This window comes from Pseudothioglobus sp. nBUS_23 (genome assembly GCF_051201565.1).
In the GTDB taxonomy this organism is placed as follows: Bacteria; Pseudomonadota; Gammaproteobacteria; order PS1; family Pseudothioglobaceae; genus Pseudothioglobus.
Genome location: NZ_CP179200.1, coordinates 514,361 through 531,395 on the forward strand (window position 1 = coordinate 514,361; position 17,035 = coordinate 531,395).

At 33.3% G+C, this 17,035-nt stretch carries 15 protein-coding genes; 11 read left to right on the plus strand and 4 right to left on the minus strand.

Features of this window, described 5'->3' with window-relative positions; genetic code table 11:
* The 9 genes from ACMAZA_RS02590 to pgeF all read left to right on the plus strand — a co-directional run bounded on the left by ACMAZA_RS02590 (position 1) and on the right by pgeF (position 11,575).
* The gene (locus ACMAZA_RS02590; RefSeq protein ID WP_435189764.1) at positions 1 to 2,817 is read left to right on the plus strand and encodes a tetratricopeptide repeat protein; all 2,817 of its coding nucleotides are present in this window, start codon (positions 1 to 3) and stop codon (positions 2,815 to 2,817) included.
* Entirely contained in the window at positions 2,818 to 5,226 is a 2,409-nt protein-coding gene (locus tag ACMAZA_RS02595) for a tetratricopeptide repeat protein (protein WP_435189765.1), read from the plus strand.
* 64 nt (positions 5,227 to 5,290) lie between these two features.
* Positions 5,291 to 6,442, plus strand: coding sequence for a DegT/DnrJ/EryC1/StrS family aminotransferase (locus ACMAZA_RS02600; protein ID WP_435189767.1), 1,152 nt, complete (start codon positions 5,291 to 5,293; stop codon positions 6,440 to 6,442).
* Positions 6,443 to 6,485: 43 nt separating this feature from the next.
* Positions 6,486 to 7,559, plus strand: coding sequence for a dTDP-glucose 4,6-dehydratase (gene rfbB / locus ACMAZA_RS02605; RefSeq protein WP_435189768.1), 1,074 nt, complete (start codon positions 6,486 to 6,488; stop codon positions 7,557 to 7,559).
* Positions 7,560 to 8,441, plus strand: coding sequence for a glucose-1-phosphate thymidylyltransferase RfbA (rfbA, locus tag ACMAZA_RS02610; protein WP_435189770.1), 882 nt, complete (start codon positions 7,560 to 7,562; stop codon positions 8,439 to 8,441).
* Between the two features lies 1 nt (position 8,442).
* Positions 8,443 to 8,997 (plus strand): dTDP-4-dehydrorhamnose 3,5-epimerase, encoded by a 555-nt coding sequence (rfbC, locus tag ACMAZA_RS02615; RefSeq protein ID WP_435189772.1) that lies wholly within the window; start codon positions 8,443 to 8,445, stop codon positions 8,995 to 8,997.
* A 6-nt stretch (positions 8,998 to 9,003) separates the two neighbouring features.
* Positions 9,004 to 9,879: a dTDP-4-dehydrorhamnose reductase gene (gene rfbD / locus ACMAZA_RS02620; RefSeq protein ID WP_435189774.1), complete on the plus strand. Its 876-nt coding sequence runs from the start codon at positions 9,004 to 9,006 to the stop codon at positions 9,877 to 9,879.
* Positions 9,880 to 9,904: 25 nt separating this feature from the next.
* On the plus strand, positions 9,905 to 10,849 hold the full coding sequence (rluD, locus tag ACMAZA_RS02625; RefSeq protein ID WP_435189776.1) for a 23S rRNA pseudouridine(1911/1915/1917) synthase RluD: 945 nt from the start codon (positions 9,905 to 9,907) through the stop codon (positions 10,847 to 10,849).
* A 9-nt stretch (positions 10,850 to 10,858) separates the two neighbouring features.
* Entirely contained in the window at positions 10,859 to 11,575 is a 717-nt protein-coding gene (pgeF, locus tag ACMAZA_RS02630; RefSeq protein WP_435189778.1) for a peptidoglycan editing factor PgeF, read from the plus strand.
* An 11-nt stretch (positions 11,576 to 11,586) separates the two neighbouring features.
* On the opposite strand, the gene ACMAZA_RS02635 is transcribed toward pgeF, so the two are convergent.
* The 4 genes from ACMAZA_RS02635 to ACMAZA_RS02650 are packed head-to-tail and all read right to left on the minus strand — an operon-like array spanning position 11,587 to position 15,004.
* Positions 11,587 to 11,988 carry a S24 family peptidase gene (locus ACMAZA_RS02635; protein ID WP_435189780.1) on the minus strand — a complete coding sequence of 134 codons (402 nt, stop codon included), beginning with the start codon at positions 11,986 to 11,988 and terminating at the stop codon, positions 11,587 to 11,589.
* Positions 11,976 to 12,788: a bifunctional DNA-formamidopyrimidine glycosylase/DNA-(apurinic or apyrimidinic site) lyase gene (mutM, locus tag ACMAZA_RS02640; RefSeq protein WP_435189782.1), complete on the minus strand. Its 813-nt coding sequence runs from the start codon at positions 12,786 to 12,788 to the stop codon at positions 11,976 to 11,978. Before mutM ends, ACMAZA_RS02635 begins: the two co-directional genes overlap by 13 nt.
* 8 nt (positions 12,789 to 12,796) lie before the next feature.
* Complete coding sequence (locus tag ACMAZA_RS02645; RefSeq protein WP_435189783.1) at positions 12,797 to 14,437, minus strand: AMP-binding protein; 1,641 nt, start codon at positions 14,435 to 14,437, stop codon at positions 12,797 to 12,799.
* A 6-nt stretch (positions 14,438 to 14,443) separates the two neighbouring features.
* Positions 14,444 to 15,004 (minus strand): chalcone isomerase family protein, encoded by a 561-nt coding sequence (locus ACMAZA_RS02650; RefSeq protein WP_435189785.1) that lies wholly within the window; start codon positions 15,002 to 15,004, stop codon positions 14,444 to 14,446.
* A 127-nt stretch (positions 15,005 to 15,131) separates the two neighbouring features.
* On the opposite strand from ACMAZA_RS02650, the gene ACMAZA_RS02655 reads away from it, so the two are divergent.
* Positions 15,132 to 15,731, plus strand: a complete 600-nt coding sequence (locus tag ACMAZA_RS02655) for a urate hydroxylase PuuD (protein ID WP_435189787.1) — start codon at positions 15,132 to 15,134, stop codon at positions 15,729 to 15,731.
* A gap of 355 nt (positions 15,732 to 16,086) precedes the next feature.
* Positions 16,087 to 16,902 (plus strand): hypothetical protein, encoded by an 816-nt coding sequence (locus ACMAZA_RS02660; protein WP_435189789.1) that lies wholly within the window; start codon positions 16,087 to 16,089, stop codon positions 16,900 to 16,902.
* Positions 16,903 to 17,035: the final 133 nt, after the last annotated feature.

Sequence of the window (17,035 nt, forward strand, 5' to 3'; positions counted from 1 at the left end):
ATGAAGCATTTAAATGTTCCATCATCTAAACCATCCAAAATTGAAATTGACTCTATCATTAATCTTTTTTCTAATGGGGATTTAGAAAAATGTCTAGAGACTATTGCAATTTTAATCAAAGACTATCCCGAAGAGTCTTTGTTATTTAATATTCAGGGTGCCTGTTATGCTGCTTTAGGGCAGTCTGATAATTCAGTGAAATCGTATAAAACTGCAATCACTTTAAAGCCAGATTATGCTAAAGCCCATTATAATTTGGGCGGCATTTTGCATGAAATTGGAAATTTAGATAAATCAGTTCATTCATACGAAAGCGCTCTCAGTATTGAGCCAGACTATGCAGAAGCCCACAACAATCTTGGCAATGTTTTTAGAGATCTTGGTAATCTAGATGAAGCTGCCAAAAGTTTTGAAAAAGCTTTAACCATTAATCAAGACTACATTGAGGCACGCTATTCACTTGCGATTGTCCTTCAAAAATTAGGAGATTTAGACTCTATAGATCATTTTGAAAAAGTTCTAGATATGAAACCAGACTTTGCAGAAGCTCACAATAACCTTGGCGTTGCATTAAAGGACATTGGCCAAGTTAATGAGGCGGTTGAATCATACAATAAAGCTTTAAAAATCAATCCAAATTATGCTCAAGCTTTAAATAATTTGGGTAATGCTTTAAGAGACCTTGGGAAATTTGAGGATGCAAAAGAAGCATATGAGAGGGCTTTAAGAATTAACGCTGATTATCCAACCCTGCATAATAACCTTGGCAATGTTTTAAGAGAACTAGGAAGATTAGAGGAAGCTATTGAGTCATATCAGACTGCAATTCAAATTAGTCCAAATTATCAAGAAACTCATAATAATTTAGGTATTGCCTTATTTGATTTAGGAAGGCTTGAAGATGCAAAAAAATCATATCAAAATGCATTAGATATTGACCCAGAATTTGCTGAGACACACAATAATATTGGAACTGTTTATAAAGACTTAGGTCAAATTGAAAAAGCTATTAATTCATATGAAAAAGCTTTAGAGATTCGCCCAAATTATGCTGATGCATATAATAATCTTGGTGTTGTTTTAAAAAAAATTGGCCGCTTAGATGACGCTGTAAAATCTTATCAATATGCACTCAACATCAATCCAAATGATGCTGATACATTAAATAATTTAGGAAATATTCTATCTGAACTTGAAATTTTAAATGAGTCTGTTGAATCGTTTGAAAAAGCGATACAGTTAAGCCCTAATTTTGCAGAAGCTCATAATAACTTGAGTGTTGCTTTAATGAAGCTCAATCAATTAGATGAAGCATACAAATTCAATAAAATTGGTTTGACTCTTAAGAAAGATTTCGTCGAAGGTTACATAACGCAAGGCCGAATTCTGTCAATGCAAAATGATCTTGAGAGGGCTCTACTAAGTTTTGAGAGGGCTCATCAGATCAAACCTGATATTGAATTTAATTTAGGAAGTATTTTACAAACTAAGATGCGAATGTGTGATTGGAGCAACTTGAAAAATTTGCTGAATGAATTAATAATTAAGATAAATAACAATGAGAAAGCTATATTACCAATGGATCTTTTATCCCTAATTGATGATCCAGAACTTCAGTTCAAAAGCTCAAGAATTTTTGCCAATTTTGAATATCCTTCAAGTGATATTTTGCCAAAGCTTGAGAAGTATAGAAATCATAGTAGGATAAAGATTGGGTATTTTTCTGCCGATTTTAAAGATCATCCTGTCGCTAATTTGACTGCTGAACTCTATGAACTTCATGATAGAAATCAATTTGAAATTCATGCGTTTTCATTTGGTCCTGATACAAATGATGCAATGAATCTTCGAATAAAAAAAGGAGTTGATTACTTTCATGAAGTAAGCCAAATGTCCGATAAAGAAATTGCATTATTGTCTAGATCAGTTGAAATAGATATTGCAATAGATTTGTCAGGTTACACGGAAGGCTGTAGAACTAAAATATTTTCTATGTCAGCTGCTCCAATTCAAGCAAGTTATATTGGCTTATTGAGTTCAATGGGATCTGATTATTATGACTATATAATTGCTGGCGAAGGGATGATTCCAGAGCAGAATCAGAAATATTTCTCTGAAAAAATTATTTATCTCCCTAGTTATCAAGTCAATGATTCAAAAGAATTGCCCCCAGATATTGAAATTTCCCGAGCAGAACTTAATCTACCAGAGAATAGCTTTGTTTTTTGTTGTTTTAATAACACATATAAAATAACACCAGCTATTTTTGATAGTTGGGCTCGTATTCTTAAAAGAGTTGAGAATAGTGTTCTGATGGTTTATGTTAACAATGAAACATCACAAAATAACTTGATTAAAGAAATCGATAAAAGGAATGTTGATACAAGCAGACTTTTTTTTGGTGGTAATTTGTCTAGACAAAAATATTTAGCGAGATACCGCGTTGCTGACTTATTTTTAGATACATCTCCCTATAATGCGGGCACGACAGCAAGTGATGCTCTCAGAATGGGGCTGCCTGTTTTAACTTTAGAGGGTAATTCTTTTAATAGTAAAGAGGCTTCAGGTGTTATCAGGTCTTTAAATTTATCTGAGCTTATAACAAATTCTCAGGAAGAGTACGAGTCAGTAGCTATTGAGTTGGCTAAAAACCCAGGAAAATTAAGAGACCTTAAAGATAAATTATCTATCAATTTAACTTCTGCTCCACTATACGATACTGAATTATTTACAAAAAATCTTGAGTCTGCCCTAAAAGAGATCTATGCAAGATATCAAAATGACTTAAAAACAGAATATATATATGTTAGCAAGTAAATGAAAAATATCGAGGATAAAAAAAATCTTTCAAAAGAGCAAATTGATTCTGTTGTGTCATTATATTCTTCGGGAAAATTTATTGAAGCAATCGATGCAATTAATTTACTAAATGTGGAGTATCCTAATGTTCCCCTTTTATATAATATTTTAGGTGTATGTCATAAGTCATTAAATCATCTTAATGAGGCGATAATTATGTTTCAGAGAGCAATAGATATTAAAGATGATTATTATGAAGCACATAAGAATTTAGGCCTTACATTTAAGGCCCTTGGTAGCTTGGATAAAGCAATTAATTGTTTTAAATATGCTCTAAAAATCAATCCAAAATATCTTGATGCATATTACAACTTAGCAAATACTTATAATGATTTAGAAAATTTTGATGATGCGGTTACTAACTATAAAAGCGCAATACTGATTAATCCAAATATTGCAGAAATATATAATAATCTTGGGAATGCTTTAAGAGAGAAAGGTGATCTAAATGATGCTCTTAAAAGCTATGAAAGCGCAATAGCAATAAATCCAAATATTGCTGAAATTTATAATAATATTGGAAATACTTTAAAAGACCTTGAAAGACTAGATGATGCTTTGAATAGTTACCAGAAAGCAATAGAAATTAGTTCAAATTTTTCTGAAGCTTATTACAATAAAGGAATAGTTCTAAAGCGTCAACGAAAGTTAAATCTTGCTATTAAGAGTCTCAATAAAGCAATTGAAATTAATCCCGAATTTGCTGAAGCTTACAATAATCTAGCTAGCTCACTTATTGCTCTAGGAAAAACTTCAAAGGCGATTGAATATTGTGAAAAAGCAATTAGACTAAAACCTAATTATGCAGAGGCATATAATAATTTTGGCAATATTCTCAAAGATTTAAGGATGTCTGATGCTGCTAAAAAATACTATGAAAAAGCAATAGAAATTAAGTCAGATTATGCCGAAGCAATAAGTAATCTTGGGACAATTTTTAGTGATAAAAAAAACAAAGAAAAAGCATTAGTTTTCTATGAAAAAGCATACAGTATTGATCCGAAGATTGATTTTCTTCTGGGCGATATAATTAATACTCAAATGAATTTATGTATCTGGGAAGGTCTGGACTCTAAAATTGAAGAATTAAAACTTGGATTAAAAAATAATCAAAAAATCATTGGTCCTTTTCCTTTGCTCAGCCTTATTGATGATCCTCAGATTCAACAAAAAGCGTCAGAACAATTTGCAAGTTTTTATTATCCTAAAAACAATTCTTTTCCTGTAACTAGTAAACATAAAAAACATAAAAAAATAAAGATAGGTTATTTTTCCGCAGATTTTAAGCAGCATCCAGTAGCCACATTAACTGCTGAACTTTATGAATTGCATGATAGAAGCAAATTTGAAATTCACGCATTTTCATTTGGGCCAGATACACAAGATCCAATGAATTTAAGAATTAAGGCTGGTGTTGACTTCTTTCATGATGTATTAAATTCTTCTCATGATGAGATAGTTAGGTTGGCAAGATTAAATGAAATTGATATTGCAATTGATTTGGGAGGATATACAGCTAAGTCTAGAACTGAAATTTTTGCGATGTCAGTTGCTGAAATACAAATTTGTTACATAGGATATCTTGGAACAATGGGGGCGGATTATTATGATTATATAATTGCAGATAAAATAATGATTCCAGAGGAAAATCAAAAATACTATTCCGAAAATATAGTCTATTTACCTAATTTTCAAGTAAATGATTCAAAAGAATTGCCCCCAGATATTGAAATTTCCCGAGCAGAACTTAATCTACCAGAGAATAGCTTTGTTTTTTGTTGTTTTAATAACACATATAAAATAACACCAGCTATTTTTGATAGTTGGGCTCGTATTCTGAAAAGAGTTGAGAATAGTGTTTTATTGATATATGTGAATAACGAGTCTTCTCAAAAAAATTTAACAACAGAAATAATAAAAAGAAATATAGATTCTAATCGGCTTATTTTTGGAAAAAGTTTACCAAGGCCAGAATATTTAGCGAGATACCGCGTTGCTGACTTATTTTTAGATACATCTCCCTATAATGCAGGCACGACAGCAAGTGATGCTCTCAGAATGGGGTTGCCTGTTTTAACTATGAAAGGAAATGCATATCCAAGTAGAATGGCAGCGAGCATATTAAATGCAGTCCATTTAAATGAATTAATAACAAATAACCATAAAGAGTATGAGTCTCTTGCTATTGAGCTTGCATTAAATAAAAAACAATTAAAGCAAATTAAAGAAAAATTAAATACTAATCTTGAAACTGCACCTCTATTCGATACTGCCAAATTTACCAAAAATATTGAATCCGCTTATCAGCAAATGTATGAGATAAATCGCAAAAATCAAAACCCAGAAAATATTATTATTGAACATTAAAAAACTTAAGAGTATTAAAATATAGCCTATAGATGTTTTCAAGATTATATTAGAGACCCAGATAATGAAAAAGCCAGTGCAAGATATGTCTACTATGGAGGATAAATCTGACAATATAGTTTTGTTTTATCCCCAGGTATCTGACCTAGCAAAACAGTATGTTGTGGACACGTTAAACTCTCGCTGGATTGGACAAGGCCCAAAAGTTAAATTATTTGAAGACAGATTTAGTAAAAAATTCGGATCCAATCGGCCAGCTATTGCTGTGGGCTCAGGGACAGACGCATTACACTTGTCATATATATTAGCTGGATTGAAACCTGGTGATGAAGTTATCGCACCTCTTTTTACATGTACCGCAACAAACATCCCTTTTCTTTATATGGGGGTGAAAATTAATTTTGCAGATATTGACCCTGAAACTATGAACATTGATGTTAATCATGTACGTGATTTAATGAATGAAAAAATCAAAGCAATTGTTTGTGTTCATTATGGCGGACTTCCCTGTGATATGGATGAGTTACAAACGATAGCAAATGAATGGAATGTGCCAATTATTGAGGATGCTGCTCATGCAGTTGGGGCAAGTTATAAAGGAGCTGTTATTGGAAGTATTTCGGATTTTACAATGTTCTCTTTTCAGGCTATAAAACATATCACCACTGGTGATGGTGGGATGTTAATCGTTAAAGATACAGAGTTGCTGGATAAAGCAGAGCGTATTAGATGGTTTGGGATAGATAGGAAGTCAAAACAGGCGGGCATTTGGGAAAATGATATTACAGAAGTTGGCTATAAATACCAAATGACTGATATTGCTGCTGCAATGGGTATCGCATCACTTAATGAATTTGATAGTCATTCAAATCATCGTAAAACTCTGTTCAAAGTTTATGAAGAAGAGTTAAGTAAATGTGAAAGGTTAAAAATAATTGGGAGTGGATTCAATGACAGAGAGCATGGTGCATGGTTGTTCACAGTTATTGTTGAAGATAGATATACACTTCAAAAAAAATTAAGAGATCATGGGATTGAAAGCAATCAGGTCCATTTTAGAAATGATAGGTATTCAATTTTTAAAGAATTCACTTATGGAAAAATTTTTCCAAATATGGATAAAATTGAAGAAGACTATCTAGTTTTACCTCTCCACACAAAAATGACAGAAAATGATGTTAAGCGGGTTTGTTTTGTTATCAAATCTGGATGGTAGAGAAAGTGCTATAAATTTATAAGGTTATTATTAATACCTACATATGAAAATCAATAAGAAAATATTAGTCACTGGGGGTGCCGGTTTCATAGGTTCTGCAATGGTTAGACATTTAATTGATAGTACACACTCAACCGTCATAAACGTTGATAAACTAACTTATTCTGGAAATTTACAGTCTCTAGAATCAGTCAAAAATAATAAAAATTACTTTTTTGAGAATGCTGATATATGCAATATTAATGACTTAAATAGAATCCTGAATAACTATCAGCCAGATATGTTAGTTCATCTTGCTGCTGAGTCGCATGTCGATCGCTCAATAGATAGTCCTGCTGAGTTCATCCAAACAAATGTAATTGGAACATTCAATCTCTTGGAGTCAGCTAAAAGCTATTGGGAGCAGCTTAAAGATCTTAAAAAAGAAAATTTTCGATTTCTTCATGTCTCAACAGATGAAGTCTACGGTGATTTGGAGAATACAAGTGATTTTTTTACTGAAGATACATCATATAATCCGAGCTCTCCATATTCAGCGTCTAAGGCGAGTTCAGATCACCTTGTACGAGCATGGTTTAGAACATTTAAAATCCCAACTCTAATTACTAATTGCTCAAATAATTATGGACCATGCCAATTTCCTGAAAAATTAATTCCCCATATTATTCTTAGTGCCCAAAAAGGAGAAAAGTTACCAGTTTATGGTGATGGAAAGCAAATCAGGGATTGGCTGTATGTTGAAGACCATGTCCAAGCACTGGTAGCTGTTCTAATGAAAGGTAAGCCTGGTCAAACCTATAATATTGGTGGTAATAATGAAATTCAGAATATTGATGTAGTTAAGAGAATTTGTACTATTTTAGATTCAAAAATTCCAAATAAATTAAATGGATTGAAATCTTTTAGTGATTTAATATGTTTTGTTAAGGATAGACCTGGACATGATTTAAGGTATGCGATTGATGCTAGTAAAATTCAAACTGAAATTGAGTGGATTCCGAAAGAAAACTTTGAATCAGGTTTGGAAAAAACCATATCTTGGTATTTAGATAATAATGAATGGTGTAGTAACGTTCAAAATGGAAATTATAAGTTTATTCGTCTTGGAGAAATTTAAATGAAGGGAATTATTTTGGCAGGAGGATCAGGAACTCGACTTTATCCTTTAACTAAAAGTGTTTCTAAGCAATTATTGCCTGTATATGATAAACCAATGATTTATTACCCATTGTCAGTTCTGATGCTTGCTGGAATTAAAGATGTCTTAATTATTTCGACTCCAGAGGATTTGCAAAGATTCCAAAGTCTTTTTGGTAATGGTTCTGATTTAGGTATGAATTTTGAATATATAGCTCAGCCTGCACCAGATGGGTTAGCTCAGGCATTTATTTTAGGAGAGGAGTTTATTGGGTCAGATAATGTTGCCTTAATTCTGGGAGACAATATTTTTTATGGACAGGGACTAACTAGTTTTTTAGAACAAGGTGTATCAAATGTCCTAAAAAATAATATAGCAACTGTATTTGCTTACCATGTCAATAATCCTTCTCGCTATGGGGTTGTGGAGTTTGATGAAAATGATAAAGCGATAAGTATTGAAGAAAAGCCCAAGGAGCCAAAGAGTAATTATGCAGTCACTGGTTTATATTTTTATCCAAATGATGTAGTGAAAAAAGCTATAACCGTCAAGCCATCAAAAAGAGGTGAATTAGAGATTACTAGTGTTAATGAAATGTATCTTAAGGAAGGGCGCTTAAAGGTTTCATTACTTGGAAGAGGTTATGCCTGGTTAGATACTGGTTCACATGAAGATCTTTTGGAGGCTTCGACTTTTATTGAAACAATTGAGAGAAGACAAGGCTTGAAGGTTGCTTGTATAGAAGAAATTGCATTTGAAAAAGGTTATATTTCTAAAGAACAATTATCAATAATTTCTAGTCAAATGAGTAACAATCAATATGGGAAATATTTGTATAGAAGGTTAGAAGAAAAAAAATAAAATGCACTTTATTGCCCAGTCCATTCCAGAAGTTTTAGTTATAGAACCCCTAGTTCATTTTGATGAGCGAGGCTATTTTATAGAATCATTTAGGCAAGACTTGCTTGAAAAAAAACTGGGTTACCAAGTAAATTTTATTCAAGATAATGAATCAAAATCAAATCAAATGGGCATTCTACGGGGCCTACATTATCAAATAGCTCCATTTACTCAAAGTAAGTTAGTGAGAGTAAGTAAAGGAAGAGTTTTAGATGTTGCTGTTGATATTAGAAAAGATAGTGCAACTTTTGGTAAATATGTTGCAGTTGAGCTGAGTGATCAGAATAAAAGACAAGTTTTTATACCAAAAGGATTTGCCCACGGCTTTGTTGTTTTGAGTGAAGATGCGATTTTTTCCTATAAGGTTGATCAGTATTACTCCAAAAAGCATGAAAGAGGCTTGATATTCAATGATAAAGACATCAACATCGATTGGCACATATCTGAAGAAGAGTTGATTCTATCAGTTGCAGATCAAGGCTACTCTTCGTTGAAAAATAATCAATTTTTGCTTTAGCTGTTAATGAATATTTTAGTAACTGGATCAAATAGCCAACTTGGAAAATCTCTAAAACAACTCTCTGATGAAAAAAATATTTCCAATAATTTTGTTTTTACTTCTAGAGAGCAACTAGATTTATCATCTATAACTGAGCTTGAAATTTTCATAGAATCTGGAAACTTTGATTTTATTGTCAATTTTGCCGCATATACAAGTGTTGATGAAGCAGAAAACAATAAAAAACAAGCTTATATAATCAATCACTTGGCAGTGAAAAGAATTGCAGAAATTTCAAAAAAAAATCAAATAAAGTTAATCCATCTCTCTTCAGATTTTGTCTTTGATGGTAGTAAAAATGAACCCTATAATGAAAATGATAATGCTTTTCCTATAAATATCTATGGCAAAAGTAAATATGCTGGTGAGCAAGCAATTCTAAAGGCTATGAAGACGAATGCTATTATCTTAAGAACTAGTTGGATGTATTCAGAATACGGTAATAATTTTGTTGATACAATTCTAAGACTTTCAAGAAAAAATGACACTTTAAATGTTGTTACTGATCAAATTGGAAACCCAACATATGCAAGAGACTTAAGTCAATTAATTATGAAAATTATAATGAGCGATAAAATAAATTCGATTGATCAGTCATCAGAAATATTTCACTATTCTAATGAAGGTAGTTGCAGTTGGTATGATTTTGCCAGAGAAGTGATAAAAATTTCTGGAAACCAATGCATAATTAATCCCATATTGTCAAAAAAATATCCTTCAAAAGCAATAAGACCAAAAAATTCCTCAATGAGCAAAAAAAAAGTAATGAATGAATTTAATATTAAGACTACTTCTTGGAAGGATTCATTAAAAAAATGTATTGATAACATTTCAAAGTAATTTGATTAATTTAAGGACGCACTAATTGAACAGTATTAAAGTAATAATTCCTAGAAGACTCAAAGGGGAAAGACTTGACTCTGCAATATCTGGGTTGTTGCCAAATATTTCGCGCTCAAAAATATCTTTACAGATTAAATCTGGCAAAGCACGGATTAATGATAAAAATTTTAAGTCAAATGATAAAGTTGTTGGTGATGAAATTGTTAGTCTTGTTATAGACAAAAAAAAGAATAATAATTGGACTGCAGAAAAAATTCCTTTAGATATTGTTTTTGAAGATGAAGACATTATTGTGATTAATAAGCCATGGGGCATGGTTACTCATCCTGGAGCTGGAAATTGGACTGGAACTCTAGCAAATGCGCTATTAGACTATGATGATAATTTATCTAAACTTGACAGAGCTGGAATTGTTCATAGGTTAGATAAAAACACATCAGGTTTAATGGTAGTAGCAAAAAACTCTAAGTCACAAAAAAATCTTGTTGAACAACTGCAACAACACTTGGTAAAGAGAGAATATTCAGCTATAGTTTATGGGCAAATGATTTCCGGCGGTAAAGTTGATGAACCAATTGGAAGGCACCCTCGAGACAGGGTTAAGCAAGCAGTTCTCAGAAGTGGAAAAGATGCTATAACTCATTATAGAGTTGTGAATCGTTATGATAATCATACACATGTAAAAGCTATTCTTGAAACTGGGAGAACTCATCAAATAAGGGTTCATTTATCTCATATTGGCCACCCTTTAATTGGTGACCCAACCTATGGAGGCAGGCTAAGGTTTCCAAAAAAAGCAAAACAGGATTTAAAGGATGCTTTAAAAACTTTTGAAAGGCAGGCCCTTCACTCAAAAAAATTAACCTTAAAACATCCAGAAAATGGAAATTCCATGACTTGGAAAATTGAGCTTCCAGATGATATGAAGCAGCTTCTTGAGGTTCTTAGTAGGATGAATTCAATTTAATTATTAGGAATGGACGGATTTCCTAAAAATGTCAAACTTATATCTACACAAAGATTTATTCATGGAGGCAGAAGCTCTGGAAACTTTAATAATTTCAATTTAGCTTTACATGTTAATGATAATAAAGAAAATGTAATAGAAAATCGAAATATTCTCGAAGGTCTGTTTAATTTACCTTCTTCACCAGTATGGATAAATCAAGTACACTCATCTATTTGTATAGATGCTGCATTAACAAATACAATTATTGAAGCTGATGCAAGTTTTACATCTAGAGTGGGAATTGTTTGTGGAATTATGACTGCAGATTGCTTGCCAGTCTTTGTAAGTAAAAAAAATGGGACAATGGTTGGCCTTGCCCATGCTGGTTGGAGAGGGCTGGTTTCTGGAGTTATTGATAATCTAATCAAATCCTTTAATTCGGATGGAGAACATCTAATCGTTCATCTTGGCCCTGCAATTTCAAAGCATTACTTTGAAGTTGGAGAGGAAGTTATGAGGCTTTATTTGTCCAAAAATGTCAACTTTGAGCGTTCTTTTTTAATTAAAAATAATAAAATTTATCTTGATCTATACGATGCAGCCAAAGTGATTCTTGAGGGTTTGCACATAAATTCAATTTCTGGTGGCGATAGGTGTACTTTTCATGAATCAGAAGATTTTTTTTCTTATCGGAGAGATGGGTTGAATTCTGGCAGAATGGCACATCTTATCTGGATGGAATAGGGCTCGTTTTATTATTTAGGCTTCTCTTTTCCCTTTGAGGTAAATTCAATTTCTCCAGAAAATACATTAGGAAGGTAATAATGGAGTGACTTCTGTTTTCTTTGTTTTTGCTGAACTATGCACCCTCGAACTTCAAAGTTATTGTTTAGTTCAATTTCAGCATATGAGGAGTTTATACATCTTAAAAATTTCCTATCATTTTCTTCAAAATATTGACGAAAATAAAGCTCATTATCTAGCTCAATAATGACGTAAGCTTTATGGTGAACTTGCATTGATGGATCAATGATGATAATGCAATTTTCACTAAACTCTGGTGACATCATATCACCAATATTTTGAAGTGCATAAGGCTCAGAGTTTGTGGAGCAGTTACTCTGATATAAAGCTTTTGGATTGTCTAATGTTGACATTTAGGACAGTAATAAGTTGCACGTTGATTTTGAATAATTCTTTTAATTTTACCACTGCACCTCAAACATGGCATATTTTCCCTGCCATAAACATTAAGCACTTGTGAAAAATATCCAGGATTGCCATCAACATTTGAAAAATCATTTAGGGTTGTACCGCCATTATTAATTGCATCTGTTAATACATTTTTTATGGAATTAGTTAAAACTTTGAAGCGCTTTTTGGATGTTTTGCCAGCCTCTCTTTTTGGTGATATTCCAGCCAGGAATAGACTCTCAGATGCATATATATTACCAACTCCAACAACTACACTACTATCCATAATAAAAGATTTAATATTTCTTAATCTTCCAGTAGATGAGTTAAAAAGCGAGTCATTATCAAACTCATAGCTCAATGGTTCTGGCCCTAGGCTATTTAAAAGAGTGATGGTTTCGTTAAGGTTTTGCCAAAGAATTGATCCAAACCTTCTAGGGTCATGAAATCTTAAACTTGAGCTGTTATCTAATTTAAGTTCGAAGTGCTCATGTTTTTTTAATGGCTCAAAAGAGCTGACTACGCTTATGGATCCTGACATTCCAAGATGCATAATCAACTGTCCATGATCAAAGTGGACTAACAAATACTTTGCACGCCTTGAGATTTTTTTTATAGTACGATTCTTTAATGTGTTTTTAAGATGAGAGGGTATCTCCCATCGAAGCCTATGTTTATATATATGAACAGATACTATTTTTCTACTAGTAATTAGTGGCTCTAGGCCTTTACGGGTAGTTTCGACTTCAGGCAACTCTGGCATTCATCTAATTATTGGTCATTGACTAATGCAATTTTTTTAGTAGCACCAAAGTCTGTCTTGCCACTTCCAAGTTTTGGTATCTCGTCAACAACAAGTACAGAAGATGGGTGATATAGCGGGTTAATTTTTGCATCTGAAAGAATTTTTGTAAGCGCACTTTTCTCAATTTTATTGGTTGAGAGAAGAACAATTTTTTCACCCTTACGTTGGTCTGGCAAGCAAGTGGCTGCAATCTCCAAGTCTTTATCATTAAGAGCGTCTAAAATTTCTTCTTCAACAGTTGTGAGGCTTATCATCTCACCCCCAATTTTTGCAAATCTTGAGTACCTGTCAACAATTGTTAAAAAGCCATCATCATCCAAATGACCCTTGTCTCCGGTTCGATACCATCTGTAGCCATCAATAATCTCAATAACTTCGGCAGTTTTCTTGGGCATCTTTAGATAGCCTTTCATTATTTGAGGGCCTCCTATTAAAATCAATCCATCCTCTCCAGTAGGAATAGGCTCCAAAGAGTCAGGATCAACTATCCTAAATTCTGTTCCACTAAATGCCTTGCCTACGGTTCCTGGTCTATTTCTAAGTTTAAATGGAGAGTCAATATCTGGTAAATTTACAGATGCACCAGGCGATGTTTCTGTTGTTCCATAGCCTTCAAAAACTGGCATATTAAATTTTTTTTCAAAACCATCCCTAACTTCAGATCTTAATTTTTCCGCACCTGCTACGACAAGCCTCAGTGATTTCATGGATTTAGTGTTTACTTTCTTGCTTAGTGTATACATTCTGAGAAAAGTTGGTGTTCCAACTAATATTGTTCCTGAGTATTTTTGTATTCCACTCGCAATTGTTGTTACATCTTTGGGATCTGCATGGCAAACAATAGGGATGCCTTCCGATAGAGGCATTAATGTTGTAATCGCAAAACCAAATGCATGGAAGGTTGGAAGCGTAGACATAATGACATCGCTCTCAACAGCACCCAATTCAAGAGCTGCTTGTTTAGCATTCGCTGCAATATTACTATGTGATAGTTCAACGCCTTTTGGAGAGCCCTCACTACCACTTGAAAATAAAATGGCAGCTGTATCACTCATTGAAACCTGTTTAAAGTAACTTTTTCGAATCAAACTAACAGGAAATAAGATCGCTTTTAAAAGAGTAGCAATTCTGGATATAGTTGAAATTTCTTCACGAATATCTTCAAGCATCAAAAGTTTGGCATTAGGAAAAAATGACTCTAAATCCATACCTCTCTCTAGCATCTTATCTAAGAATTTACGAGAAGTATAAATGTGTTTAACTTCAGCTTGTTGAGCTGCAGATTGAAGTGCCTTTTTCCCGGCTGTAAAATTTAGGTTAACGATAGTTTTTCCAAGTGAAAGGATTGCTATTAAAGCAATTGCACCTCCGCCACTACTAGGCAAAAGTAAACCAACATTTTGCTCAGGGCTGTACTCAGCAATTTTTTTAGAGAACAGCAAAACTCCAGTTAAAAATCTTTTATGAGAAATTTCTACACCCTCAATATCAGCAACTGAAAAAGCAGTTTTAGATTTTTTTGCATTTTTAAGCCAAGACACATGAATAGGATCAAGGGTTGATGGATAGTCTTGCCAGTCATCGAATGAGATAGGGTGATTTGACATATTGTATTAAACTCCGAGCATCGCTTTTTTTAAATTTTTTTGAATAGGGTTGTCTGACAAGAATATTCCAAAGAAAGCTTTCTTAAAATCAAGTCCAGGTATTGATTCAACAAGCTCATTATTCTTTAAAACATGCATACCAATCTCTGGAATGTAAATAAATTCATAGAAATCACCTGATGAAACTGAAGAATTAAATGCTGATGACAATTGCTCTAATTCTTTTGATATTGGGGCTGTATTATTATTAGTTGCTTTTTCAAGCCCTTCACTTAAAGCTTTTTTCATAGCATCAGCTGTGACCATTTCTGATTTGACATCAATACGAATAGCCATTGATGAATTATCAGTAACTATTTTTTGAGCATCAGAGCTTTTAGTTTCAAGGTAGAGGCTTCCCTCGTATACATTCATAAAGAAAATAACACGAGTGCCTTGACCATTAATAATTAACTTACTTCCTTGGTACTCTATCACTTCAGGAGCTTCATTTGCAATTATTGATGAGGCTGAGAGGAAACCAATTAAGAATATTAAATAAGTAAGACGCTTAAAATTTAATAGCATATTTCTTTACTTTGTTGTTAATTTATTTATAAGACTATAATTATAAATATAAATATAAATCATAAAAAAACAATTAAATGATTTTGAACTATTTATAATTACATCAATTCAACTAAATTTTAATACTATGAATCCATTAACTTCAGTAAGAGGAACAATAATCAGTGGTTTTGTTCTTGCAATTCTTATAGCAATTTTTCTTTCACCTGAAAACTCATCTCTAATTACCAGAAATTTAAGTATTTGGCTTCATGTATTGTTTGGTGTAACCTGGATTGGTCTTCTGTATTACTTTAATTTTGTTCAGGTGCCAGCATTGGCTGATGCATTAGCTGATGAGGGTGGGCCAGGTCCAGCAGCAATTGGAAAATATGTCGCACCACGAGCGCTCTTATGGTTCAGAATGGCTGCAGCAGCAACATGGCTGACAGGCGCATGGGCTTTATCAATTTCACCACAGTATGGATTTGTAGATACTTTTCTATTTCAAGCTCCCGCGGGTGCCATGATGAGTTTAGGGGCATGGATGGGTACGATTATGCTCTTTAACGTATGGGTTCTTATTTGGCCTAATCAGAAAAAAGTTCTCGGTATTGTTGAGGCAAGTGCTGATGATGTTGCAAAGGCAAAGTTCACAGCTGCAATGGCCTCCAGAACTAATGTTGTTCTTTCAGTTCCAATGCTTCTGTGTATGATAGGTGCAGGACATGGCGGATATCTATTTTAAAATAAGTATCTTTAAATCGAAAAAAGCCGGGCACAGCCCGGTTTTTTTTCAACAAATCTCATATTTGCAACAAATAAGGATTATAGTTATTTAAATATCTAATTAAATTACAGCTTTTTTCATTAAAAGCTTAATAATAATAGTTTTTTTAAATTCAAGTTAAATCAAGCTCTAGCAATATAATTGGGGAAAAATTATTAGCATTGTTGAAAAAAAACAACTTTTTGTATTATTTTTTCAATTAGTTGTTGACAAGATAATTAAAAATAGTTATTATGTGCACATTGTTATTTTTTATAGATAGCATAAGGGTGTTGGTAAAACCAACAATTAAATATTCTAAATGGAGAATAAAATGAAAAAACTAATCGCACTATTCGCAACTACAGCAGTAGCCTCTGGTTCTGCTATGGGTGCTATCGCGTTAAGTGGAACAGCTTCTGTATCATATGATGATAAAGGTGCAGCTGCTTCTGCTACAACGTATGATGCTGATTTAACAGTTACTGGTACTGCTGGTGCTACAACATTTACACAGTCAATGGATATTGATACTGCTGTAGGTGTTACTGCAACAACTCTTGCTACAACTGTTGGTCCTTTGACTGTATCTGCTGATATGTATGACGAAGATGATTCAACTACTGTAACTACAACTGGTGGTCGTAAGACTGACAGTGGTGATAACAGATCTGTAACTGTAAGCTTGGATGCGCCTCTTGGTGATGCTACTATCGGTCTTAATGATGGTGGTGATGTTACTGTTACTGGTACTTTCTCAGGTGTTACTGTTGCGCATACATTGTCTGATGATGGTGATTCTACAACAGGTTCAGCTTCAATCGCTGGAATGGACATTAGCTTGACTAATGATGATGGTTCAACTACTTGGACTCTAGGTACTACTGTTGCTGGAACTGCAGTAACTTTAGACAGTGATGCAAACGTAACTGCAACATTTGGTGTTACAGGAAATACTGTTGTTGTGACTCATACTTCTGAGCGTGCTGCAACTACTCCAACTAACACTAATACGCACTGGAATACATCTCAGAAAGATGCTTTCACTACGATTGCTGTATCTCGTGACCTAACTTCAGGTGCTGCGATTTCTGCAACGTATGATTCATTCGACGATGCACTTACACTTAAGGCTTCTGTTGCATTCTAAATCTAGATTTAGATACAGCAGTTAACTTAGTAATAAGTTAGTGTTAAACCCAGGGCTTGCCCTGGGTTTTTTTTGTTCAAAAATCAATTCAAATCAATAAAGTTGATAAAATAGCCTTTCAAACTATCAAGGA